The 23,909-nt window shown below is 40.4% G+C and carries 15 protein-coding genes; 8 read left to right on the top strand and 7 right to left on the bottom strand.

What is annotated here, in order from left to right; genetic code table 11:
• Positions 1-101 precede the first annotated feature (101 nt).
• The 5 genes from HT689_RS02455 (at position 102) to HT689_RS02435 (ending at position 12,554) form a co-directional block, all read left to right on the top strand.
• Positions 102-5,711 carry a ZmpA/ZmpB/ZmpC family metallo-endopeptidase gene (locus HT689_RS02455; RefSeq protein WP_173225758.1) on the top strand — a complete coding sequence of 1,870 codons (5,610 nt, stop codon included), beginning with the start codon at positions 102-104 and terminating at the stop codon, positions 5,709-5,711.
• A gap of 144 nt (positions 5,712-5,855) precedes the next feature.
• The gene (locus tag HT689_RS02450) at positions 5,856-6,548 is read left to right on the top strand and encodes a phosphoglycerate mutase (protein WP_000240129.1); all 693 of its coding nucleotides are present in this window, start codon (positions 5,856-5,858) and stop codon (positions 6,546-6,548) included.
• Positions 6,549-6,600: 52 nt separating this feature from the next.
• On the top strand, positions 6,601-9,012 hold the full coding sequence (locus HT689_RS02445) for a glycoside hydrolase family 95 protein (protein WP_173225761.1): 2,412 nt from the start codon (positions 6,601-6,603) through the stop codon (positions 9,010-9,012).
• Between the two features lie 130 nt (positions 9,013-9,142).
• Positions 9,143-9,844, top strand: coding sequence for an ABC transporter ATP-binding protein (locus tag HT689_RS02440; protein WP_173225764.1), 702 nt, complete (start codon positions 9,143-9,145; stop codon positions 9,842-9,844).
• Position 9,845: 1 nt separating this feature from the next.
• Positions 9,846-12,554: an FtsX-like permease family protein gene (locus HT689_RS02435; protein WP_173225766.1), complete on the top strand. Its 2,709-nt coding sequence runs from the start codon at positions 9,846-9,848 to the stop codon at positions 12,552-12,554.
• A gap of 195 nt (positions 12,555-12,749) precedes the next feature.
• Here the strand turns inward: HT689_RS02435 and tpx are convergent, their stop codons facing one another.
• The 4 genes from tpx to HT689_RS02415 form a co-directional block, all read right to left on the bottom strand.
• Entirely contained in the window at positions 12,750-13,241 is a 492-nt protein-coding gene (gene tpx / locus HT689_RS02430) for a thiol peroxidase (RefSeq protein ID WP_000256026.1), read from the bottom strand.
• Positions 13,242-13,362: 121 nt separating this feature from the next.
• Entirely contained in the window at positions 13,363-14,292 is a 930-nt protein-coding gene (gene psaA, locus HT689_RS02425; protein WP_172922047.1) for a metal ABC transporter substrate-binding lipoprotein/adhesin PsaA, read from the bottom strand.
• Positions 14,293-14,323: 31 nt separating this feature from the next.
• Positions 14,324-15,172, bottom strand: a complete 849-nt coding sequence (locus tag HT689_RS02420; protein WP_173280781.1) for a metal ABC transporter permease — start codon at positions 15,170-15,172, stop codon at positions 14,324-14,326.
• Positions 15,169-15,891: a metal ABC transporter ATP-binding protein gene (locus HT689_RS02415; protein WP_000619142.1), complete on the bottom strand. Its 723-nt coding sequence runs from the start codon at positions 15,889-15,891 to the stop codon at positions 15,169-15,171. Before HT689_RS02415 ends, HT689_RS02420 begins: the two co-directional genes overlap by 4 nt.
• A 177-nt stretch (positions 15,892-16,068) precedes the next feature.
• Here HT689_RS02415 and pepO point away from each other — a divergent pair, with 177 nt between their 5' ends.
• Positions 16,069-17,961 (top strand): endopeptidase PepO, encoded by a 1,893-nt coding sequence (gene pepO, locus HT689_RS02410; protein ID WP_173225770.1) that lies wholly within the window; start codon positions 16,069-16,071, stop codon positions 17,959-17,961.
• A gap of 240 nt (positions 17,962-18,201) precedes the next feature.
• Here pepO and HT689_RS02405 read toward each other — a convergent pair whose 3' ends face one another.
• Both HT689_RS02405 and HT689_RS02400 read right to left on the bottom strand, forming a co-directional pair.
• Positions 18,202-18,831 (bottom strand): MBL fold metallo-hydrolase, encoded by a 630-nt coding sequence (locus tag HT689_RS02405; protein ID WP_173225773.1) that lies wholly within the window; start codon positions 18,829-18,831, stop codon positions 18,202-18,204.
• A 143-nt stretch (positions 18,832-18,974) separates the two neighbouring features.
• Entirely contained in the window at positions 18,975-20,432 is a 1,458-nt protein-coding gene (locus HT689_RS02400; protein ID WP_173225776.1) for an N-acetylmuramoyl-L-alanine amidase, read from the bottom strand.
• A gap of 325 nt (positions 20,433-20,757) precedes the next feature.
• Between HT689_RS02400 and HT689_RS02395 the strand changes: the two genes are divergently transcribed.
• Both HT689_RS02395 and dtd read left to right on the top strand, forming a co-directional pair.
• Positions 20,758-22,980: a bifunctional (p)ppGpp synthetase/guanosine-3',5'-bis(diphosphate) 3'-pyrophosphohydrolase gene (locus HT689_RS02395; protein WP_173225779.1), complete on the top strand. Its 2,223-nt coding sequence runs from the start codon at positions 20,758-20,760 to the stop codon at positions 22,978-22,980.
• 29 nt (positions 22,981-23,009) lie between these two features.
• Complete coding sequence (dtd, locus tag HT689_RS02390) at positions 23,010-23,453, top strand: D-aminoacyl-tRNA deacylase (RefSeq protein WP_173225782.1); 444 nt, start codon at positions 23,010-23,012, stop codon at positions 23,451-23,453.
• 38 nt (positions 23,454-23,491) lie between these two features.
• Here the strand turns inward: dtd and HT689_RS02385 are convergent, their stop codons facing one another.
• On the bottom strand, positions 23,492-23,905 hold the full coding sequence (locus tag HT689_RS02385; RefSeq protein ID WP_173225785.1) for a hypothetical protein: 414 nt from the start codon (positions 23,903-23,905) through the stop codon (positions 23,492-23,494).
• Positions 23,906-23,909 lie beyond the last annotated feature (4 nt).

Genomic DNA, 23,909 nt, shown 5'->3' with positions numbered 1-23,909 from the left:
ATGAGAATTGGTTTTGCTAATACTAGGAGAAAGTAAGTATGATAAAATCGCAAGATTGTTTTTCTTGCGATTTCTTAAACTAGTGAGGAGAAATAAACATTATGAGACAAACAAATGTTAGAGGAAGCTTGTCCCTCCGTGGCTTTAGAAAATTAAGAACTGGTGCAATTGTTGCGACAGGTGTGATTTTGCTAGGTCTGGGCTTTTTAGCTCCAACTGTATCAGCCAGTGAACAAGATGGTGTCTGGGTAGCTAGAACAGTTGAGGAAGTGAAAGCTGACCTTCAAAAAGAAGGTGATTTATTTAAGTATGTCATTAAGTGGGGAGATACATTAAGTGTTATCAGCGAAGCAAGTAATATCCCTGTAGATGTACTCCAAGAAATGAATCAAGCTTCAGGCAAGAATTTATTCTTACCGCACAATGAATTGTACTTTACCGAAGCTGAAACGGTTTCAGATACAGTCACAAAACACAAGATTGTCATCAAAGAAAGTGGTGCAAGTGGCGAAGTTCGCACTTACGAAGTCTTGCTCAAGAAAGATCAGGAAACAAAAGCTGTTACCTTTGAATTAACAGATGTCACTGAGAAAGTTGAAAAAATGACTGTGAACTATAGCCCAGTTTATCAGCCTGTATCAGCACCAGTAGTGGAAAGAGCGGAAGAATCGGGTGAAGAACCTGATTCAGAAGCACCAGCAGAGACAAGCCCAGAAGTTAAAGAAGAAACAGAAGCTCCAGTAGCACAAAAAGCAGAAGAGCCAACTGTAACAACGCCAAAAGCAGAAAAACCAGTGTCTCCAGCACCAACAGAATCAGCGCCAGAGGTAGAAAAACCAGCTGAGCCTAAAGAAGCAGAATCAACACCTGAAGGAACATTTACAGGAACAGCAGAATCAGCACCAGATTCAACAGAATTAGTGGCAAATGGAGCTTCAGGAAGAACAGAAGGGGCTTCAGAAGTAACTCCAGGAGTAACAGGAAAAGAAACTGAAGAATCAGGAACAGAAGCACCTACAACTCCAAAAGAAGATACACCTGAAGGAACAGTTTCAGAAGGAGAAACAGGAACAGAGTCAGCAGAATTGGCTGAACCAAAAACAGAAGCACCTACAACTCCAGAAAATAAAGAAGAACAACCAGGTGCAACAGAAGCACCGGAACCAAAAGTAACAGAGTCCGAGGCAGCGAAACCAGCTCCAAAAGAAGCAGGAACAACAGCAGGAAATGAAGTAAAAGAAACTGAAGAAGCAGGAACAGGTTCAGAAGTAGCTACAACAGGTGCACCAGCAGCGGAAGGAAGTTCAGAAGCGACTCTAGGTTCAACAGAAGAAGCTTCAGGAACAACACCAAAAGCAGAAGTTTCAGAAGCACCAGTGGTAGAGGCTACAACTTCAGGAGAACAAAGCCAACCAGCAGAAGCAACCCCAGCACCAAAAGAATCAGGAGAAGAAGGTAAAGCGGAGGATTCAGTTTCTTCAACTGAATCTTCATCAACTGCTTCTGAAGGGGAGTCAACAGCTACGCAACCAGCTGGAGAAGAAAATAAATCCGAACCAACGTCAGAAACTTCAACTATTCCATCTGTAGATGCTACAAATGATTCAGGTAATTCAGAGTCATCACCTTCAGTAACAGAAGGCAATAAAGAAGAAACAAATTCACAAAATACTGAAGCTTCGACTGTGAACGAAAACTCAGAATCATCTAATTCAGATTCAGAAAAACCACAGGGTGATGAACCAGCTGTACAAGTAGGATCAGACCCAACAGCGTCAATAGAAGGAACATCTACAGGAAAAGAAGAATCATCACCAAAAGCAGAAGAAAAACAAGTCGACAAGAAACTAGAACTTAGAAATATTTCAAATGTGGAATTGTTTACAGTAGAAAATAATAAATATCGACATGTAACTTCACTTGCGAGTGTTCCAACTAATCCAACAAATTACTTTATGAAAGTAAAATCGGAGAATTTTAAAGATGTTATGTTACCCGTTAAGAGTATTGAAAGTGCTACAAAAGATAATCAAGATGTTTATAAAATTGTAGGACAAGCTAATGATTTAATTCAACATGAAAACAATAGTACTTTAGACAATTACACTTACTACCTACCTAAGATGGTGAGAAGTGAAAATGGAGTTTATACATCGTTTAAAAATCTAGTAGATGCTATGAATAGTAATCCTTCTGGAGAGTTTCGTTTAGGAGCAACTATGGATGCTCGTGAAGTAGAACTTCAAGATGGTCAAGAAAGCTATGTTAGTAATGAGTTTACAGGTACATTAATTGGTAAAAATAATGATAAGTACTACGCTATATATAATCTGAAAAAACCATTATTTAGAACTTTAAACCGTGCTACAGTAAAAGATATTTCAATAAAAGAAGCAAATATTTCTTCTAAAGATGATGCTGCTACAATTGCTAAAGAAGCGAAAAATGGTACTAACATTACTAACGTTCATTCATCTGGTGTAATTGCTGGTGAGCGTAGCATTGGTGGTTTAGTTTCACAAGTTACTAACTCTATAATTTCTGAAAGTAGTTTTACTGGTAGAATAACGAATACTTATGATACAAAAGCTACTTATCAAATAGGTGGTTTAGTAGGAAAACTTTCAGGAGTTAGTGCTTTGATTGATAGATCAATTTCATCTATTGATATGGCGACAAATGCTAATACAGGAGATCAGGTTGTTGGTGGCATAGCGGGAGTTGTTGATAAAAATGCAACTATCAGAAATAGTTATGTTGAAGGAAATCTTAATAATGTAAAACATTTTGGTTATGTTGGAGGAGTTGCAGGGTATCTTTGGGATAGAGAATCATCAGATGAAAGAAACTCAGGTCAACTTACAAATGTATTAAGTGACGTTAATGTTACGAACGGTAATGCTATTGCTGGTTATGATTTTAAAGGAATAAGAGCAACTAACACTTATAGTAATCAAAATAATAAGGTAGTCAATGTAGTACAAGTAGATGATGAAATACTAAGTAGAGATTCAGAAATACAAAGAGGAACTGTATTAGAAAATAATAAAGTTCTCGAGAAAAAAGCTGAACTTGTTCCTAAGAAAAATACTAAGATAGAAGACTTTAATTTCTCTTCTAGATATGAAACAGATTATAAAAACTTAAAAGATGCTGATGTTAACAGATTAAGAGTATATAAAAATATTGAGAAACTATTACCTTTCTATAACAGAGAGACTATTGTTAAGTATGGTAATTTAGTAGACACTAATAATGATTTATTTACTAAAGAGGTTGTGTCTGTAGTTCCAATGAAGGATAAAGAAGTAATCACAGATATTAATAAACATAAAGCTAGTATTAATAAACTGTTACTTTATTATTCAGATAATACTTCTCAAACATTGGATGTAAAATATCGACAAGATTTCTCTAAAGTAGCAGAATATGAAATAGCTAATACAAAATTAATATACACACCTAATACGCTATTACATAATTATGATAATATTGTAAAAACTGTTTTAAATGACCTGAAATCTGTTCAATATGATTCAGGTGCTGTTAGAAAAGTATTAGATATTTCTAGTAACATAAAATTAACAGAATTATATCTAGATGAACAATTTGAAAAAACAAAAGAAGCTATAGGTGATAGTTTAGCGAAACTTCTGTCAGCAGATGCAGCAATCGCTGAGAATAGTAATTCGATAATTGATAATTATGTAATCGAGAAAATCAAGAAAAATAAAGAGGCGTTACTTCTAGGTTTAACATATCTTGAACGCTGGTATAATTTTAAATATGATAATGCAAGTGCAAAAGATTTAGTATTATATCATTTAGATTTCTTTGGTAAATCAAATAGTTCAGCTCTAGATAATGTTATTGAATTAGGTAAATCTGGCTTTAACAATTTATTAGCTAAAAATAATGTAATTACTTACAATGTATTATTATCTAAAAATTATGGGACAGAAACTTTATTCAAGGCATTAGAAGAATATAGAAAAGTATTCTTACCAACTACTTCTAATAACGACTGGTTCAAAACACAATCTAAAGCTTATATAGTTGAAGAAAAATCTACTATTCCTGAAGTAAGTTCTAAGCAGTCAGAACAAGGAACAGAACACTCTATAGGTGTTTATGATAGATTAACTAGTCCATCATGGAAATATCAAAGTATGGTCTTACCGTTATTAACTTTACCAGAAGAAAAAATGATATTTATGATTGCCAATATTTCAACTATAGGATTTGGTGCTTATGATAGATATAGAAGTCCTGAACATCCTAAGGGAGAGAAATTAAATAAATTTGTAGAAGATAATGCACAAGCAGCGGCTAAACGATTTAGAGATCATTATGATTATTGGTATAAAATTCTAGATAAAGAAAATAAAGAAAAATTATATAGAAGTGTACTAGTTTATGATGCATTTAGATTTGGAAATGATAAAGATAATAAGTTACAAGAAGCTAACTTTGAAACTAATCATCCAGCTATTAAAAACTTCTTTGGTCCTGCTGGAAACAATGTTGTTCATAATCAACATGGAGCATATGCGACAGGTGATGCATTCTACTATATGGCTTATCGTATGCTAGATAAATCTGGTGCAGTAACATATACTCATGAAATGACACATAACTCAGATAGAGAAATTTATCTTGGAGGCTATGGAAGACGAAATGGACTTGGACCAGAGTTTTATGCTAAAGGATTACTTCAAGCTCCTGACCACCCATATGATCCAACAATAACAATTAACTCTGTCTTGAAATATGAGGATTCAGAAAATTCAACAAGACTTCAAGTAGCTGATCCAACTCAACGATTTAATAGTGCAGAAGACTTGCAAAAATATATGCATAATATGTTTGATTTAATATATACACTTGAAATATTAGAAGGACGTGCTGTAGCTAAATTAGGTTATAATGAGAAAAATGATCTATTGAGAAAAATTGAGAATATATATAAGAAAGATCCAGATGGTAATAAAGTATACGCAACAAATGCTATTCGTAGATTAACGATGGATGAAATTTATAAATTAAACTCATTTGATAGTCTTATAGAAAATGATGTTATTACACGAAGAGGATATAAAGATGAAGGTGAGTATGAAAGAAATGGATACCACACAATTAATCTATTTTCACCAATATACTCTGCTTTAAGTAGTAAAATAGGGACTCCAGGAGATTTAATGGGACGCCGTATGGCATTCGAATTATTAGCTGCAAAAGGATATAAAGAAGGCATGGTACCTTATATCTCAAATCAATATGAAAAAGATGCAAAAGCGGCGGGAAGTAAGATTAAGTCTTATGGTAAAGAAGTAGGTTTAGTTACAGATGAATTAGTACTTGAAAAAGTATTTAATGGTCAATATAAAACTTGGACACAATTCAAGCAAGATATGTATAATAAACGTGTAGCTCAATTTGATAGACTGAATAAAGTTACTTTTAATGATACAACAAAACCTTGGACTAGTTTTTCTACGAAAACTATAAGTAGTGTTACAGAGTTGCAGCGATTAATGGATGAAGCTGTTCGAAAGGATGCAGATGAGAATCGATATTCTTGGAGTAATTACAAACCAGAATTTGACAGTTCAGTTCATAAGTTGAAGAGAGCAATCTTTAAAGCCTATCTTGACCAAACTAATGATTTTAGAACTTCAATATTTGATGAGGAAAATAAATTTACTAATTAGGGTAGCACATGAAGATAGGTTTCGTTTCTTCATGTGTGAAACTCTTTCCTTTTTGGTTTTGACTAGCTTTTTTGTGAAAAATTGTGTAAAATAGAATAGATAAACGAGGGGAAACCTCGGAAAATTTAAAGGAGAATCCATCTAATGGTAAAATTGGTTTTTGCTCGCCACGGTGAGTCTGAATGGAACAAAGCTAACCTTTTCACTGGTTGGGCTGATGTTGATTTGTCTGAAAAAGGTACACAACAAGCGATTGACGCTGGTAAATTGATCAAAGAAGCTGGTATCGAATTTGACCAAGCTTATACTTCAGTATTGAAACGTGCGATTAAAACAACTAACTTGGCTCTTGAAGCTTCTGACCAATTGTGGGTTCCAGTTGAAAAATCATGGCGTTTGAACGAACGTCACTACGGTGGTTTGACTGGTAAAAACAAAGCTGAAGCTGCTGAACAATTTGGTGATGAGCAAGTTCACATCTGGCGTCGTTCATACGATGTATTGCCTCCAAACATGGATCGTGATGATGAGCACTCAGCTCACACAGACCGTCGTTACGCTTCACTTGACGATTCAGTTATTCCAGATGCTGAAAACTTGAAAGTGACTTTGGAACGTGCCCTTCCATTCTGGGAAGATAAAATCGCTCCAGCTCTTAAAGATGGTAAAAACGTATTCGTAGGAGCTCACGGTAACTCAATCCGTGCCCTTGTAAAACACATCAAAGGTTTGTCAGACGACGAAATCATGGACGTGGAAATCCCTAACTTCCCACCATTGGTATTCGAATTCGACGAAAAATTGAACGTAGTTTCTGAATACTACCTTGGAAAATAAAAAATTGTAAGTCTAGAATTGATTTCTAGGCTTTTTATGTTAGTATGGTAGTATGATAAGGAATAAAAAACAAGATTATGTATTGGCCTACAAGAGACCAGCTTCAACAACATATAAGGGTTGGGAAGAAGAGGCTTTACCAATAGGCAATGGTTCTTTAGGGGCAAAAGTATTTGGGATTATAGGGGCTGAGAGGATTCAATTTAATGAAAAAAGTCTCTGGTCTGGTGGTCCACTTCCTGATAGTTCCGATTATCAGGGTGGAAATCTTCAGGACCAGTATGGTTTTTTAGCTGAGATTCGGCAGGCTTTGGAAAAGAGAGATTACAATCGGGCTAAGGAACTGGCTGAACAGCACCTGATCGGGCCAAAAACGAGTCAATATGGGACCTATCTATCCTTTGGGGATATTCACATTGAGTTTAGTCAGCAAGGTACGACTTTGTCTCAGGTTACGGATTACCAGAGGCAACTGAATATCAGTAAGGCGCTTGCGACGACTTCTTATGTCTATAAGGGAACGAAATTTGAACGTGAAGCTTTTGCGAGTTTTCCAGATAATCTCTTGGTTCAGCGCTTTACTAAGGAAGGGGCGGAAACTCTAGATTTTACTATAGAACTGTCGCTAAGTCGTGATTTGGCTTCTGATGGAAAGTATGAGGAGGAAAAGTCTGATTACAAGGAGTGCCAACTGGATATTACTGATTCTTATATCTTGATGAAGGGAAGAGTTAAGGATAATGATCTGCGGTTTGCTAGTTATCTAGCTTGGGAAACGGATGGAGACATTAGAGTCTGGTCAGATAAGATTCAGATATCAGAAGCCAGTTATGCCAACCTCTTCTTGGCCGCTAAGACGGATTTTGCCCAAAATCCTGCTAGTAATTATCGCAAGAAACTAGATTTGGAGCAACAGGTGAAGGACTTGGTGGAGAAAGCTAAAGAAAAGGGATATGCCCAATTGAAATCAAGGCATATTGAGGACTACCAAGCTTTATTTCAGCGTGTTCAATTGGATTTGGGAGCTGATGTTGATGCATCCACTACAGATGATTTGCTAAAAAATTATAAGCCACAAGAGGGGCAGGCTTTGGAGGAATTGTTCTTCCAGTATGGACGGTATTTATTGATTAGTTCTTCTAGAGACTGTCCGGATACTCTACCAGCTAATCTACAGGGAATCTGGAATGCGGTCGACAATCCTCCGTGGAATTCGGACTATCACCTGAATATCAATCTGCAGATGAATTATTGGCCAGCCTATGTTACCAATCTCCTAGAGACGACCTTTCCGGTCATCAACTATGTAGATGATTTGCGTGTCTATGGTCGTCTAGCGGCTGCAAGGTATGCAGGAATCGTCTCTCGGGAAGGAGAGGAGAATGGTTGGTTGGTTCATACTCAAGCGACTCCCTTTGGTTGGACGGCACCTGGTTGGGATTACTATTGGGGTTGGTCGCCAGCTGCCAATGCGTGGCTGATGCAAACTGTTTATGAAGCCTATTCATTTTATAGGGACCAAGACTATCTCAGGGATAAAATTTATCCCATGTTGAGGGAAACGGTTCGTTTTTGGAATGCCTTTTTACATGAGGATCAGCAGGCGCAGCGTTGGGTTTCTTCTCCATCTTATTCGCCAGAACATGGTCCGATTTCGATTGGCAATACCTATGACCAATCTCTGATTTGGCAATTATTTCATGATTTTATTCAGGCTGCTCAGGAATTGGGACTGGATGAGGCTTTGTTGACTGAGGTCAAGGAGAAGTTTGACTTGCTTAATCCTCTTCAAATCAATCAATCTGGTCGAATCAGGGAGTGGTATGAGGAGGAAGAGCAGTATTTTCAAAATGAGAAAGTTGAGGCCCAACATCGGCATGCTTCCCATCTGGTGGGACTTTATCCTGGAAATCTCTTTAGCTACAAGGGACAAGAGTATCTTGAAGCGGCGCGTGCTAGCCTCAATGATCGTGGAGATGGCGGCACAGGCTGGTCCAAGGCCAATAAGATCAATCTTTGGGCGCGTCTAGGAGATGGTAATCGAGCCCATAAATTATTAGCAGAGCAGTTAAAGTCATCCACCTTGCCAAATCTTTGGTGTAGCCACCCTCCTTTTCAGATAGATGGTAATTTTGGTGCTAGCAGTGGCATGGCAGAAATGTTACTCCAGTCTCATTCAGCTTATCTGGTACCTCTAGTAGCCCTACCCGATGCATGGTCAAGAGGTTCCGTTTCAGGCTTAATGGCACGTGGACATTTTGAAGTGAGCATGAGGTGGGAGGATAAAAAACTCTTACAGTTGACCATTTTATCAAGAAGTGGGGGAGATTTGCGAGTCTCTTATCCAGATATTGAAAAAAGTGTGATTGAAGTGAATCAAGAAAAAGCAAAAGTGAAATGCATAGAGAAAGATTGTGTTTCGGTGGCAACAGCAGAAGGTGATCTGGTTCAATTTTATTTTTAAGAAGATGATAAAAGGCAGTAATTTGAAACTGCCTTTTAATAAGGATTTGAGAATGTAAGCAGTTTCCAACTAGTTGAAAAAGCGTTATAATGGTAATAGGAAGTAATTTGTTTGAGAGAGGGTGGGTCTGATGGCTTATATTGAGATGAAACACTGTTACAAGCGTTATCAGGTTGGGGACACGGAAATTGTGGCCAATCGTGATGTGAATTTTGAAATTGAAGAAGGCGAGTTGGTCATCATTCTAGGTGCATCAGGTGCAGGCAAGTCAACAGTTCTTAACCTTCTTGGAGGCATGGATACCAATGACGACGGGGAAATCTGGATTGATGGTGTCAATATTGCAGACTATAGTTCCCACCAGCGAACCAATTACCGCCGCAACGATGTCGGTTTTGTTTTTCAGTTTTACAATCTAGTGTCCAATCTAACTGCTAAGGAAAATGTGGAACTGGCTTCTGAAATCGTGATGGATGCCTTGGATTCTGAGCAGGTCTTGACAGATGTAGGTCTGGCTCATCGTTTCAATAATTTTCCAGCTCAGCTTTCTGGAGGGGAGCAACAGCGAGTCTCCATTGCACGCGCGGTAGCCAAAAATCCTAAAATCCTCCTTTGTGATGAACCGACTGGAGCCTTGGATTATCAGACAGGCAAGCAAGTCTTGAAGATTCTCCAAGACATGTCTCGTCAAAAGGGAGCGACGGTGATCATCGTGACTCATAATGGAGCTTTAGCGCCCATTGCTGATCGCGTAATTCATATGCACGATGCCAGTGTCAAGGATGTGGTGGTCAACCAGCATCCTCAGGATATTGACAGTTTGGAGTACTAGCATGATCAAGCGAAAAACCTATTGGAAGGACTTAATTCAGTCCTTCACAGGCTCCAAGGGGCGTTTTTTATCCATCATGACCTTGATGATGTTAGGGTCTCTAGCCTTAGTAGGCCTCAAAGTAACCAGTCCCAACATGGAGGCGACAGCTAATGCTTATTTAACAACTGCTCAAACCTTGGATTTGGCAGTCATGTCTAACTATGGTTTGGATCAAGCAGATCAAGAAGAACTAGGACAGACGCAGGGCGCAGAGATTGAGTTTGGCTATTTGACAGATGTGACTATGGAGAATGGGCAGGATGCCATTCGACTGTACTCCAGACCAGAGCGAATTTCAATCTTTCAGCTAAGAGAGGGACGACTTCCTCAGTCAGACAAGGAAATCGCTTTGGGCACTCATTTACAAGGCCAATACAGCGTGGGAAAGGAGATTAGTTTTAAAGAAAAAGAAGAGGGTCATTCCTCTTTAAAAGACCATACTTATACCATTACTGGTTTTGTGGATTCGGCTGAAATCCTCTCCCAGCGAGATATGGGCTACGCAGGCAGTGGAAGTGGGACTCTGACAGTCTATGGGGTGATTTTACCGAGTCAGTTTGATCAGAAAGTCTACAATATAGCTCGTTTGAAATATCAAGATTTAGCAGGCTTAAATGCTTTTTCAGTAGCTTATGAAGAAAAATCCAAGCAACATCAGGAAGACCTTGAACAAGTTCTATCAGATAATGGCAAGGCACGTCTGCAAGTATTGAAAAAAGAAGGGCAAGAGTCTCTCGATAAGGGGCAAGAGATCCTTGACAAGGCTCAGGCTAATTTGCAGGAAGGCAAGCGTCGTTTAGCAGCTGCTCAAGCTCGTTTACAGTCTCAGGAAAGTCAACTAGCCTTGCTTCCTCAATCTCAGAGAGAGCATGCCAGTGCTCAACTTACCCAAGCTAAGCAGGAATTGAGCAAGGAAGAGGACAAACTAAAGCAGGCTGAACAAAATCTAGCCCAAGAAAAGGAAAAATTAGAAAAACATCAGCAAGTCTTGGATGATTTAGCTGAGCCCAAGTATCAAGTATATAATCGTCAGACCATGCCAGGTGGTCAGGGCTATCTCATGTATAGCAATGCTTCATCCAGTATTCGAGCAGTGGGCAATATCTTTCCTGTGGTTCTTTATGCCGTAGCGGCTATGGTTACCTTCACAACTATGACTCGTTTTGTGGATGAAGAGCGAACACATGCAGGGATTTTTAAGGCCTTGGGCTATCGTAGCAAGGATATTATCGCCAAGTTTCTCCTCTACGGCCTAGTAGCTGGAACTGTCGGAACGGCTCTAGGTAGTATACTTGGCCATTATTTACTAGCCAGTGTGATTTCAAGTGTCATTACAAAAGGCATGGTGGTGGGAGAAACCCAGATTCAGTTCTATTGGAGCTATAGTATACTAGCTCTTGGATTGAGTTGGTTGGCGAGTGTGTTACCAGCCTATCTGGTGGCTCGGAGGGAACTTCATGATGAAGCAGCCCAGCTTTTACTGCCTAAACCTCCTGTTAAAGGAGCTAAAATTTTACTGGAGCGTCTCAGTTTTATCTGGCGTCGTCTCAGTTTTACTCATAAGGTAACAGCTCGCAATATCTTCCGTTATAAGCAGCGGATGTTGATGACAATATTTGGTGTGGCGGGCTCAGTCGCTCTGCTTTTTGCAGGTTTAGGAATTCAATCCTCTGTAGCAGGAGTTCCGTCTAGACAGTTTCAACAAATCCAACAGTATCAGATGATTGTCTCTGAAAATCCTAGTGCGACCAATCAAGACAAGGCAGAGCTAGAAGAAGTGTTGAAAGGGCAGGACATCAAAGCCTACCAGAAAATCTATTCTAAAACGCTAGACAAGGATTTCAAAGGTAAGGCAGGTCTTCAAACTATTACCCTTATGATGACAGAGAAGGAGGATTTGACTCCCTTTATCCATCTTCAAAATCATCAGCAGGAGCTGACATTAAAAGATGGCGTCGTTATTACAGCTAAACTTGCCCAGCTGGCAGGTGTCAAGGTTGGGCAGACTCTAGAAATTGAAGGTAAGGAATTAACAGTCGCTGCTATTACTGAGAACTACGTTGGTCACTTTATTTATATGAGTCAGGCTAGCTATGAGCAAATTTACGGACAGCTACCCCAAGCCAACACTTATTTGGTCTCGTTAAGGAATACCAGTGCTACTAGTATCGAAAGACAGGCTGGCTTACTTATGAATCAATCTGCGTTGTCCAGCGTTGTCCAGAATGCTTCAGCCATTCGACTCTTTGAATCCGTCGCTAGCTCACTCAATCAGACCATGACCATCTTGGTCATCGTATCGGTTCTATTGGCTATTGTTATCCTCTACAATTTGACCAATATCAACGTGGCTGAGAGAATCCGTGAACTCTCCACTATCAAGGTTCTCGGTTTTCATAATAATGAAGTCACTCTCTACATTTATCGTGAGACGATTGTGCTGTCCCTTGTGGGAATCGTACTTGGTTTGGTATCTGGTTTCTATTTACACCAATTTTTGATTCAAATGATTTCGCCTGCGACTATTCTCTTTTATCCACAGGTAGGCTGGGAAGTCTATGTAATTCCAGTGGCAGCAGTAAGCACCATTTTGACCTTGCTTGGTTTCTTTGTCAATCGTCATCTGAGAAAGGTTGATATGCTTGAAGCCTTGAAATCTGTAGAGTAATACTCAATGAAAATCAAAGAGCAAACTAGGAAGCTAGCCGCAGGTTGCTCAAAGCACCGCTTTGAGGTTGCAGATAAAGCTGACGTAGTTTGAAGAGATTTTCGAAGAGTATTAGCTGATTGAACTTATATTTACTCGTAAACAAAAATCCTCCGTTTCAAAGAGTGGGGAACTCTTTGTGACAGAGGATTTTTTCTATAGGGCTTTAGCAGCTGCAATTGCGGCTTCGAAGTTTGGTTCAGAGTTGATATTGTCCACGTATTCAACGTAGCGAATCGTATTGTCAGTATCGAGGACAAAGACTGCGCGTGCCAATAGGTGCCACTCATTGATTAAGAGGGCGTAATCACGTCCAAAGGAATGGTCGAAATAGTCTGAGAGCATGATGGCATTTTCAATACCTTCAGCACCGCACCAACGTTTCTGGGCAAAAGGCAGGTCCATGGAAACAGTCAAGACGACCGTGTTGTCCAGTCCAGCCAATTCTTCATTAAAACGACGTGTTTGAGTTGAGCAGATGCCTGTATCAATAGAAGGCACGACACTCAAGACTTTTTTCTTCCCATCAAAATCAGCCAGAGATTTTTTAGAAAGGTCTGTTGTAGTGAGTGAAAAATCAAGTGCCTTGTCGCCGACTTGTAGTTGTTTACCTGTAAAGCTCACAGGATTTCCGAGAAAAGTTACCATAGGATACTCCAATCTTTTTTCTTCCATTTTAGCTGAAACAGCCGGAATTTTCCAATGATTTGACCGGAAATGTGGGCATAGAAAAAACGCCAGCTCATGTGAGAATGACGTTTTCATAGGATTATTTTGCCAATCCTTCAGCAATCTTATCAAGGTTGTATTTCATCATGCTGTAGTAGCTGTCGCCTTCTTTACCTTGTTCTGCGATAGAGTCAGTAAAGATTTGTGCGTAGATTGGGATGTTTGTGTCTTGAGAAACAGTTTTCATTGGACGGTCATCCACACTTGATTCTACAAAGAGTGATGGAACTTTTGTTTGGCGAAGTTTTTCAACCAAGGTCTTGATTTGTTCAGGTGTTCCTTCTTCTTCAGTATTGATTTCCCAGATGTAAGCACTTGGGACACCATAGGCTTTAGAGAAGTATTTGAATGCTCCTTCGCTGGTTACAATGAGTTTCTTTTCAGCAGGGATGTTATTAAATTTATCCTTACTTTCTTTATCAAGTTTGTCTAACTTATCAGTATATTCTTTGAGATTTTTTTCATAGAATTCCTTGTTGTTAGGGTCTTTGGCGCTCAATTGTTTAGCGATATTTTTAGCAAAGATAATCCCATTTTCAAGGTTGAGCCAAGCGTGTGGGTCTTCTTTACCTTTTTCATTTTTTCCTTCAAGGTAGATAACTTCAACCCCTTCGCTGACTGCAAAGTAGTCTTTGTTTTCAGTTTTCTTGGCATTTTCTACCAATTTTGTAAACCAAGCATTGCCACCTGTTTCAAGGTTGATACCGTTATAGAAAATGAGGTCTGCCTCAGAAGTTTTCTTAACATCTTCAGGAAGTGGTTCGTATTCGTGTGGGTCTTGTCCAATCGGAACGATACTGTGAAGATCAATCTTGTCACCAGCAATATTTTTAGTAATATCAGCGATGATTGAGTTTGTAGCAACAACTTTTAGTTTTTGACCAGAAGCTGCCTCTTTTTTTCCACTAGCACATGCTACAAGAGCAATAACGGAAAGAAAGAGAACGAGTAATGTACCTAATTTTTTCATTAGATCCTCCAATTTATTGGGGCTTTACCCCTTATTTTAACAAATGTTTATTTTTCAGTTTCAAATATCGTTGTTTGGGAGCGATAAAGAAGCTAATGAGAAAGAAACTAGCAGCTGTAAGCACGATACTAGAACCTGCCGCAATGTTAAAGCTATAACCGATAAAGAGTCCCAAAACTGAAGCTGTAGCTCCAAAGGTTGAGGAAAGGAAAATCATGCTTTTCAGGCTATTAGCATACAGATAAGCAGTTGCAGCTGGGGTAATCAGCATGGCTACAATCAGGATAGTTCCGACACTTTGCATGGCTGTCACAGACACGAGAGTCAAGAGTACCATGAGAAGGTAGTGATAGAAATTGACAGGCATTCCCATGGCTTTAGCCAAGAGTTCATCAAAGGAAGTGATCAAGAGTTGCTTGAAGAAAATCCAGATTAACAAGAGAATGACTGCCCCAACACCCATAGTAATAAACATATCCGTATCTTGGACGGCCAAGATATTACCAAAAAGGATATGGAAAAGGTCAGTTGAACTTTTAGCGACACTAATCAAGATGATACCGAGGGCTAAGAAAGAAGAAAAGGTAATGCCGATGGCGGTATCGCTTTTGATAATCGAGTTTCCCTTGATGTAGGTAATGATGATGGCAGCTAGCAGTCCAAAGACAATGGCTCCGATAAAGAAGTCAAGGCCCAAGATGAAGGAGAGGGCTACACCTGGTAAGACAGCATGTGAAATGGCATCTCCCATGAGTGACATCCCGCGTAGAATGATGAAACATCCCACAGCTCCAGCTACGACCCCGACGACAATGGCTGTTATCAAGGCATTTTGTAAGAAATGGAATTTTTGCAATCCATCGATAAATTCTGCAATCATAGGTCACCTCCATTGAAAAAGAGTCGATTACCGTAAGCTTCTTTGAGATTGGTTTCGGTAAAGGTTTCTTTGGTTGGACCAAAGGCAATCACTTCTCGATTGACAAGCAAGACTTGATCGAAGTAGTGGGGAACCTTGCTGAGGTCGTGGTGGACGATGAGAACCGTCTTCCCAGCTTTTTTCAAATCTCTCAGCGTATTCATGATGATTTCCTCACTGACAGAGTCAATCCCAACAAAGGGTTCATCCAAGAGGATATAGTCGGCTTCCTGTACCAAACATCTGGCAATCAAAACCCGCTGGAATTGACCTCCAGATAGTTGACTGATTTGACGCTCAGCGTAGTCAGCTAGACCGACGATTTCAAGGGCTTCTTTCACTTTCTTCCAATGTTTAGCCTTTAAACTTCGAAAGAGAGGGATAGAGGGAAAGAGTCCTAACGAGACACATTCCTTGACCTTGATGGGAAAGTTGTAGTCGATATTGATTTTTTGTTCGACATAGGCAATTCGGTGTAAGGATTTTTTAACTTCCTTGTCATCGAGAAATGCCTGACCTTGATGTGGGATAATTCCCAGCATACCTTTTAATAGTGTTGATTTCCCAGCGCCGTTTGGGCCAATGATACCGGTAATTGTTGGTCCATGGAGCACTAGTGAAATATCCTTAAGTGCCAACGTTTCTTTGTAGGAGACACTGAGGTTTTCGATACGTATCATAAACTTATATTCCTCCTGTCTCTTAATATACCTTAAAAAAAAAATTAAGTCAAGTTAATTTTTAAAAAAATTAAAATAATAACTGAAAAATGATGGTAAGAGAAAGTTCATTTTTAATTGCATTCCTAGGTAATTTTTGTTAAGCTAAAAACAAGTACAAATGAAAGCGAGAACAAGATGACACGTTATCAAGATGATTTTTATGATGCAATCAATGGGGAATGGCAGAAAACAGCTGAAATTCCAGCAGATAAGTCTCAAACAGGAGGTTTTGTTGATTTAGACCAGGAAATTGAAGATCTGATGCTGGCGACAACAGACAAGTGGTTGGCAGGAGAAGAAGTGCCTGAGGATGCTATCTTGGCAAACTTTGTCAAATACCACCGCCTAGTTCGTGATTTCGACAAGAGAGAAGCTGACGGTATCAAACCTGTCTTACCACTTCTTAAAGAATTCCAAGAATTGGAGACTTTTGCGGATTTTACAGCTAAACTAGCAGAGTTTGAGCTTGCAGGAAAACCTAATTTCCTTCCTTTTGGTGTATCGCCAGACTTTATGGATGCCAGAATCAATGTTCTATGGGCTAGTGCTCCAAGCACGATCCTTCCAGATACGACCTACTATGCTGAAGACCATCCTCAGCGTGAAGAGCTTTTGACTCTTTGGAAAGAAACCAGTACAAATCTTCTCAAGGCTTATGATTTCTCTGATGAAGAAATTGAAGACTTGCTAGAGAAAAGACTAGAATTGGACCGCCGAGTTGCAGCGGTGGTGCTTTCTAATGAAGAAAGTTCAGAATATGCTAAACTCTATCATCCATATTCTTATGAAGATTTCAAAAAATTCGCACCTGCCCTACCTTTGGATGACTTTTTCCAAGCCGTTCTTGGACAAGTGCCAGACAAGGTTATCGTAGACGAAGAACGTTTCTGGCAAGCAGCAGATCAATTCTATAGTGAAGAGGCTTGGCCTCTCCTCAAGGCAACCTTAATTTTAAGTGTTGTGAATCTCTCAACCAGCTATTTAACAGAAGAAATCCGTGTCTTGTCAGGTGCTTACAGTCGTGCGCTTTCTGGAGTTCCAGAAGCCAAAGACAAGGTCAAGGCAGCCTACCAGCTAGCACAAGGTCCTTTCAAACAAGCCTTAGGTCTTTGGTATGCCCATGAAAAATTCTCTCCAGAGGCTAAGGCGGACGTGGAGAAAAAAGTGGCAACTATGATTGATGTCTATAAGGAACGCTTGGCTAAGAATGACTGGCTGACTCCTGAAACTCGTGACAAGGCCATCGTCAAACTCAATGTTATCAAGCCTTACATCGGTTATCCAGAAGAATTGCCAGCACGCTACAAAGACAAGGTAGTGGATGAGACTGCTAGTCTTTTTGACAATGCTCTAGCCTTTGCGCGTGTGGAAATCAAACACAGTTGGAGCAAGTGGAACCAACCTGTAGACTACAAGGAATGGGGCATGCCTGCTCACATGGTCAATGCCTACTACAATCCACAGAAGAACCTGATTGTCTTCCCGGCGGCTATTTTACAGGCTCCTTTCTATGACTTGCATCAGTCATCTTCTGCTAATTATGGTGGGATTGGGGCAGTTATTGCCCATGAAATTTCCCACGCCTTTGATACCAACGGAGCTTCCTTTGATGAAAATGGTAGCCTCAAAGATTGGTGGACAGAGAGTGACTATGCTGCCTTCAAGGAGAAAACACAAAAAGTTATTGACCAGTTTGATGGACAGGATTCTTATGGAGCAACCATCAACGGTAAATTGACTGTATCAGAAAACGTGGCTGACTTGGGAGGAATCGCTGCAGCGCTTGAAGCAGCTAAGCGAGAACCAGACTTCTCAGCAGAAGAATTCTTCTACAACTTCGGTCGTATCTGGCGCATGAAAGGTCGCCCAGAATTTATGAAACTTTTGGCTAGCGTCGATGTGCACGCGCCAGCCAAACTCCGTGTCAATGTGCAAGTGCCAAACTTCGATGATTTCTTTACAACCTATGATGTCAAAGAAGGAGACGGTATGTGGCGTTCACCAGAAGAGCGCGTGATTATTTGGTAATGCAAAGAAGCAAGTGATCAGAAAAAGGCATCCAATCAGGTCTGAAAACTTGATTGGATGCCTTTTATAATGGAAAGACTTGCTGGATAGTTTACTTATACTCTTCGAAAATCTCTTCAACCACGTCAACTTTATCTGTAACCTCAAAGCGGTGCTTTGAGTAACCCTGTGGCTAGTTTCCTAGTTTGTTCTTTGATTTTTATTGAGTATTAAATTACGATATTGATTGTCATCAACTTGCTAGAAAAAAGGATTAAAGGTCTTTTCGTGAGCAATAGTAGTAGCTGGACCATGCCCTGGATAGACATCATAGTTTGGTAAGGTGAAGAGTTGGGTCTGGATACTATGGAGGAGTTGCTCCGTACTACCAGTCGGAAGGTCGGTTCGTCCGATTGTTTCACGGAAAAGGGCATCACCCGTTAATACCAAATGAGCTTGAGGAAAGACTAGGGAAACACCGCCGATGGAATGTCCTGGTGTTGGTAAGACAGTGAAACGAAATTCCTCCAGTTGATATTCCTCATGAAAGACATAGGTGTGCTCTGCCGGTTTTGCGACCACATCTGCCATATCATCGTGGCGAGGTAGCCCTGAGAGATTATCGACGGGAGTATAGAGCCAGCTGGATTCGCTCTCTGCGATATAGACAGGAGGATTGCCAAAAGTCTCGCGCACCAAGTCCAAACTCATGATATGGTCATAATGGGCGTGGGTCAAGAGAATAGCACAAATCGGTTTGTTGATGTTATCTATTGTCTGACGAATGGCTTCCCAATGGCTACCGGGATCTACCACGATAAGGTGCTTTTCACCTTCTAGGTAATAGGTGTTTTCATAGGCAACAGGATTCACGGTTTTATGGATTTTCATACTAGCTCCAATCTCAAAGAATGTACTAAATTAAGTATAGCACAGTTAGGGAGAATAAGCATAAAAAGGAAATAGTTCTAGAAAGAAGGATATGGTTTGGATAAGAAAAATAAGCCCCGAATGAGATCGAGGCTTAGACTGTTTTAATTTCCTGAGTAATATTTTTGGATTCCCTTGACAATCCCTTCAACCAGTTTATCTTGGTAGTCACTACTGCGGATTTTTTTGTTTTCTTCTGGATTATCCATATATCCCATCTCTAGCAAAACAGCTGGTTTAGCTGTTTCACGTAGAACAGCAAAGGTTGCTTGCAAAAGTCCGGCATCCCTAGCTCCAGTTTCAGCTAGCAGTGAAGAATGGATATCGGCAGCAAGACGGTTACTTTCACTTATCCGTTCAGGATTATTATGCCAATCCTTGTTAATCTTGCTAGGGAAGCCAGGTTCTTCCTTGTAAGAATAGGTTTGTATACCTAGATTAACAGTAGTATCATTTCCGGTAGCGTTGAAATGAAGGCTAATGAAAAAGTCTGCATTGGTCTTGTTGACCATACGAGAACGCTCGGTAATAAAATCAACGTCTATATCACTATCTCGAGAGGTGAGAACGGTATAGCCGAGTCCTTCTAGTCGTTTACGTAGCTTACGATAAACTTGTAGGTTCAATTCTTTTTCAGCTATGCCATAGTAATAAGCCCCGCGATCCTTACCACCGTGACCTGGATCGAGAAAGATAGTTTTAGAGTAATGTCCTTTTTGAAAACTTTGTGCTAATTCACGAACCCATTTTCCATTCCCTTGGAAGAGCTGGTTTTTACCATCCACAGCATAGGTTCCTGTAACATACACACCATCGTCCTTAAGATAGTACCAAGATTGATAGTCTGGGTCATAAATCCATTCCTTATGAGCCATGTAGCCACCAGATTTGAGATAGTAGGAACCAATCCATTGTTTTTGGGCGTAGCGTCCGCCAGATTTGAGGTAAAACCAACTAGAGTAGTTTTGGTCGTAGACCCATTCCTTATCTGCCATAGCTCCGCTGGCTTTGAGGTAGTAATCGCCTTTCCAGACATTGGCCAACATTCTACCGTAGCCATCAAAAGCATACCACTTGCCATTAATTTGACTCCATTGGTTGGATAAATATTTACCTGAACCATTGATATAGTACCAATTATTTCCCATTTGGTACCAAGTGTTTTCAAGCAAGTAGCCATGACTATCAAAGAAATAACCATCATAGAGAGTATCTGTAAATTTGACCCCAGTTTGACTATAAAAAGTCCACTTGTTCCCCTCTTTTACCCAGCCAGTTTGTATAGATTGGCTTTGTTTGGCTTCTGTGGAGAGAGAAGGTTTGGTTTCTTGCTCACTTGAACTAGCTGTAGTTGACGAAGTTTCTCTACTAGCTTGAGAACTACTAGCAGAAGTATTTGTAGAACTGTTAGTAGAATGACTAGTGGAAGTATTTATTGAGCTACTGGTTGAACTAGTCATAGGGGCAGTAGTGGAATGACTCGTATCGTCAGCTAAAACGACTTGGCTCGATAAGCCAAGAACAGCCAAAGCTAAAAGTGTCAGTCTTTTGTGTGATTTCATGTTGTTTGCCTTTCTAGAAAGATGAAAACTCAGTAATTATCGTAAAAAAACTGTTTATATTACCATTATACACTAAAAAGGTTAGAAAATTACCAAAATATCAAACCTTTTCTAATTTAAGAAGAAAAGATTTTCATTTCACTAACTTTTAGCGTAGCCTATATTTCAAAAAAGTTAGATGAAAATCAGATAATTTTATTTTTTTAAGTGTAAATCTTATGTTATCCTCCTTCCTAACAAACTGAATAAGCTTTAGAATCCTCTTTTTCTAGTTTTCATATTCTTAAAAAAGTGATAAAATGGTAGGAAGAATTGGAGAGTATAGATGCCAAAAGAAGTGAATTTAACAGGCGAAGAAGTTGTCGCTTTAACCAAAGAATATTTGACGGAAGAGGATGTCCATTTTGTCTATAAGGCCTTGGTCTATGCGGTGGAATGCCATAGTGGCCAGTATCGCAAATCAGGCGAGCCTTATATCATTCACCCCATCCAAGTGGCAGGTATTTTAGCTAAGCTCAAGCTGGATGCTGTAACAGTAGCTTGTGGTTTCTTGCATGATGTGGTGGAGGATACAGATGCGACCTTGGACGATTTGGAAAGAGAGTTTGGTCCAGATGTGCGCGTGATTGTCGATGGAGTTACCAAGCTTGGTAAGGTCGAGTACAAATCAATCGAGGAGCAATTAGCGGAAAATCATCGCAAGATGCTCATGGCCATGTCTGAGGACATCCGCGTTATCTTGGTCAAACTGTCTGACCGCTTGCACAATATGCGGACTCTGAAACATCTTCGAAAAGACAAGCAGGAGCGTATTTCCAAAGAAACTATGGAAATCTATGCACCTCTTGCTCACCGTCTGGGGATTTCTAGCGTCAAATGGGAATTGGAAGACCTGTCTTTCCGTTATCTCAATCCAACGGAGTTTTATAAGATTACCCATATGATGAAGGAAAAGCGCAGAGAGCGTGAAGCCTTGGTGGATGAGGTAGTCACAAAATTAGAGGAATATACGACGGATCATCACTTGAGAGGGAAGATTTATGGTCGTCCCAAGCATATTTACTCTATTTTCCGCAAAATGCAGGATAAGAGAAAACGGTTTGAGGAAATCTATGACCTGATTGCTATTCGCTGTATTTTAGATACCCAAAGTGATGTTTATGCCATGTTGGGTTATGTGCATGAACTTTGGAAACCGATGCCCGGTCGTTTCAAAGATTATATCGCCAACCGCAAGGCCAATGGTTACCAGTCTATCCATACGACTGTTTATGGGCCAAAAGGGCCGATTGAATTCCAGATTCGAACCAAGGCCATGCACGAGGTGGCTGAGTACGGGGTTGCGGCTCACTGGGCTTATAAGAAAGGCGTTAAGGGGCAGGTTAACAGCAAGGAATCAGCTATTGGGATGAACTGGATCAAGGAGATGATGGAACTCCAAGACCAGGCTGATGATGCCAAGGAATTTGTCGATTCAGTTAAGGAAAACTATCTGGCTGAGGAGATTTACGTCTTTACTCCAGATGGTGCTGTCCGTTCTCTTCCCAAAGATTCAGGACCGATTGACTTTGCATACGAAATCCATACAAAAGTCGGAGAAAAAGCGACTGGTGCCAAGGTCAATGGCCGTATGGTTCCACTGACAACCAAGCTAAAGACAGGGGATCAGGTTGAAATTGTCACCAACCCTAACTCCTTTGGGCCGAGCCGTGACTGGCTCAATATGGTCAAGACCAGCAAGGCGCGCAACAAGATTCGCCAGTTCTTTAAAAACCAAGACAAGGAATTATCCGTTAACAAGGGTCGTGAAATGCTGATGGCCCAGTTTCAAGAAAATGGCTATGTGGCCAATAAATTCATGGACAAGCGTCACATGGACCAAGTTTTGCAAAAGACTAGCTATAAGACAGAAGAATCCCTCTTTGCGGCTATTGGTTTTGGAGAAATCGGTGCGATTACCGTCTTTAACCGTCTGACTGAAAAGGAACGCCGTGAAGAAGAACGTGCCAAGGCCAAGGCGGAGGCAGAAGAACTTGTCAAAGGTGGCGAGGTCAAGGTTGAGAACAAAGAAACCCTCAAGGTTAAGCATGAGGGTGGAGTGGTCATTGAAGGTGCCTCAGGTCTCCTGGTGCGGATTGCCAAGTGTTGTAATCCAGTGCCTGGTGACGATATTGTCGGCTATATCACCAAGGGGCGTGGTGTAGCTATTCACCGTGTGGACTGTATGAACCTGCGTGCACAAGAAAACTACGAGCAACGCCTCCTTGATGTGGAGTGGGAAGACCAGTACTCTAGCTCAAATAAGGAGTATATGGCCCATATCGATATTTATGGCCTCAACCGTACAGGACTGTTGAACGATGTACTGCAAGTTCTTTCAAATACAACCAAGAATATCTCAACGGTCAACGCTCAACCAACCAAGGATATGAAGTTTGCTAATATCCATGTGTCCTTCGGTATTGCCAACCTCTCTACATTGACCACGGTCGTGGACAAGATTAAGAGTGTGCCAGAAGTTTACTCTGTTAAACGGACCAACGGCTAATTGTCCTAGCTCTTACTAGAAAGGCTATTATGAAAATCATTATCCAACGGGTTACAAAAGCCCAAGTGAGTATCGAAGGTCAGGTTCAGGGAAACATCAATCAGGGGCTCCTATTGCTGGTTGGTGTTGGACCAGAGGACCAAGAGGAAGATTTGGACTATGCTGTGAGAAAGCTTGTCAACATGCGGATTTTTTCAGACGCAGAAGGCAAGATGAACCTGTCTGTCAAAGATATTGAAGGAGAAATCCTCTCTATTTCTCAGTTTACCCTCTTTGCGGATACTAAGAAAGGCAATCGTCCAGCCTTTACAGGTGCAGCCAAGCCTGATATGGCATCAGACTTCTATGATGCCTTCAATCAAAAATTAGCGCAAGAAGTGCCCGTTCAGACAGGTATCTTTGGAGCGGATATGCAGGTTGAGCTGGTCAATGACGGACCAGTCACCATTATCCTTGATACGAAAAATAGATAAGAAAGACCAAGCCCAGCCGGCTTGGTTTTTCTCATATATCATAAAATACTCCAAAATGAAATCTGTTCTTGATAGGCCTTGGGGAAATCTTGTTTCAGGCTTTGGCAAGTGCGATAGGAAGGGATGAGGTGTCCTAGGATGAGGAGAGTTCCCTGAAGGAAAAGTGGCACACCACTCAAACATATCAAGGAGAGAATGATCAGGCTATCCCATAGGAGGATTTGTAAGGCAAAACGCCAGAATCGCGGTCTAATCTGGGAATAGAGTTGACTAAAGTGGTCACAAAGCTGATTAGACAGATAGGTCAATAGCACAGGATGAAAGAAAATGAGCCAACCGCTATAAATTAAAATCCAATCCCAAGTAAGCCCCTCTTTAAATGTCAAAAATGCCAGCATGATTTCATCAATGACAAGGAGCTCAATGGTTTTGATGAAGATGATGTTTTTCATGATA

The organism is Streptococcus sp. 2342 (genome assembly GCF_013276795.1).
In the GTDB taxonomy this organism is placed as follows: Bacteria; Bacillota; Bacilli; order Lactobacillales; family Streptococcaceae; genus Streptococcus.
This window is presented reverse-complemented; position numbering and strand designations above follow the sequence as displayed.

Coding starts and splice junctions, on each gene's coding strand:
- HT689_RS02415 (WP_000619142.1), bottom strand. CDS start 15,891: ATGATACGTATCGAAAACCTCAGTGTCTCCTACAAAGAAACGTTGGCA.
- psaA (WP_172922047.1), bottom strand. CDS start 14,292: ATGAAAAAATTAGGTACATTACTCGTTCTCTTTCTTTCCGTTATTGCT.
- HT689_RS02420 (WP_173280781.1), bottom strand. CDS start 15,172: ATGATTGCAGAATTTATCGATGGATTGCAAAAATTCCATTTCTTACAA.
- pepO (WP_173225770.1), top strand. CDS start 16,069: ATGACACGTTATCAAGATGATTTTTATGATGCAATCAATGGGGAATGG.
- HT689_RS02435 (WP_173225766.1), top strand. CDS start 9,846: ATGATCAAGCGAAAAACCTATTGGAAGGACTTAATTCAGTCCTTCACA.
- dtd (WP_173225782.1), top strand. CDS start 23,010: ATGAAAATCATTATCCAACGGGTTACAAAAGCCCAAGTGAGTATCGAA.
- HT689_RS02395 (WP_173225779.1), top strand. CDS start 20,758: ATGCCAAAAGAAGTGAATTTAACAGGCGAAGAAGTTGTCGCTTTAACC.
- HT689_RS02405 (WP_173225773.1), bottom strand. CDS start 18,831: ATGAAAATCCATAAAACCGTGAATCCTGTTGCCTATGAAAACACCTAT.
- HT689_RS02400 (WP_173225776.1), bottom strand. CDS start 20,432: ATGAAATCACACAAAAGACTGACACTTTTAGCTTTGGCTGTTCTTGGC.
- HT689_RS02445 (WP_173225761.1), top strand. CDS start 6,601: ATGATAAGGAATAAAAAACAAGATTATGTATTGGCCTACAAGAGACCA.
- HT689_RS02385 (WP_173225785.1), bottom strand. CDS start 23,905: ATGAAAAACATCATCTTCATCAAAACCATTGAGCTCCTTGTCATTGAT.
- HT689_RS02440 (WP_173225764.1), top strand. CDS start 9,143: ATGGCTTATATTGAGATGAAACACTGTTACAAGCGTTATCAGGTTGGG.
- tpx (WP_000256026.1), bottom strand. CDS start 13,241: ATGGTAACTTTTCTCGGAAATCCTGTGAGCTTTACAGGTAAACAACTA.
- HT689_RS02455 (WP_173225758.1), top strand. CDS start 102: ATGAGACAAACAAATGTTAGAGGAAGCTTGTCCCTCCGTGGCTTTAGA.
- HT689_RS02450 (WP_000240129.1), top strand. CDS start 5,856: ATGGTAAAATTGGTTTTTGCTCGCCACGGTGAGTCTGAATGGAACAAA.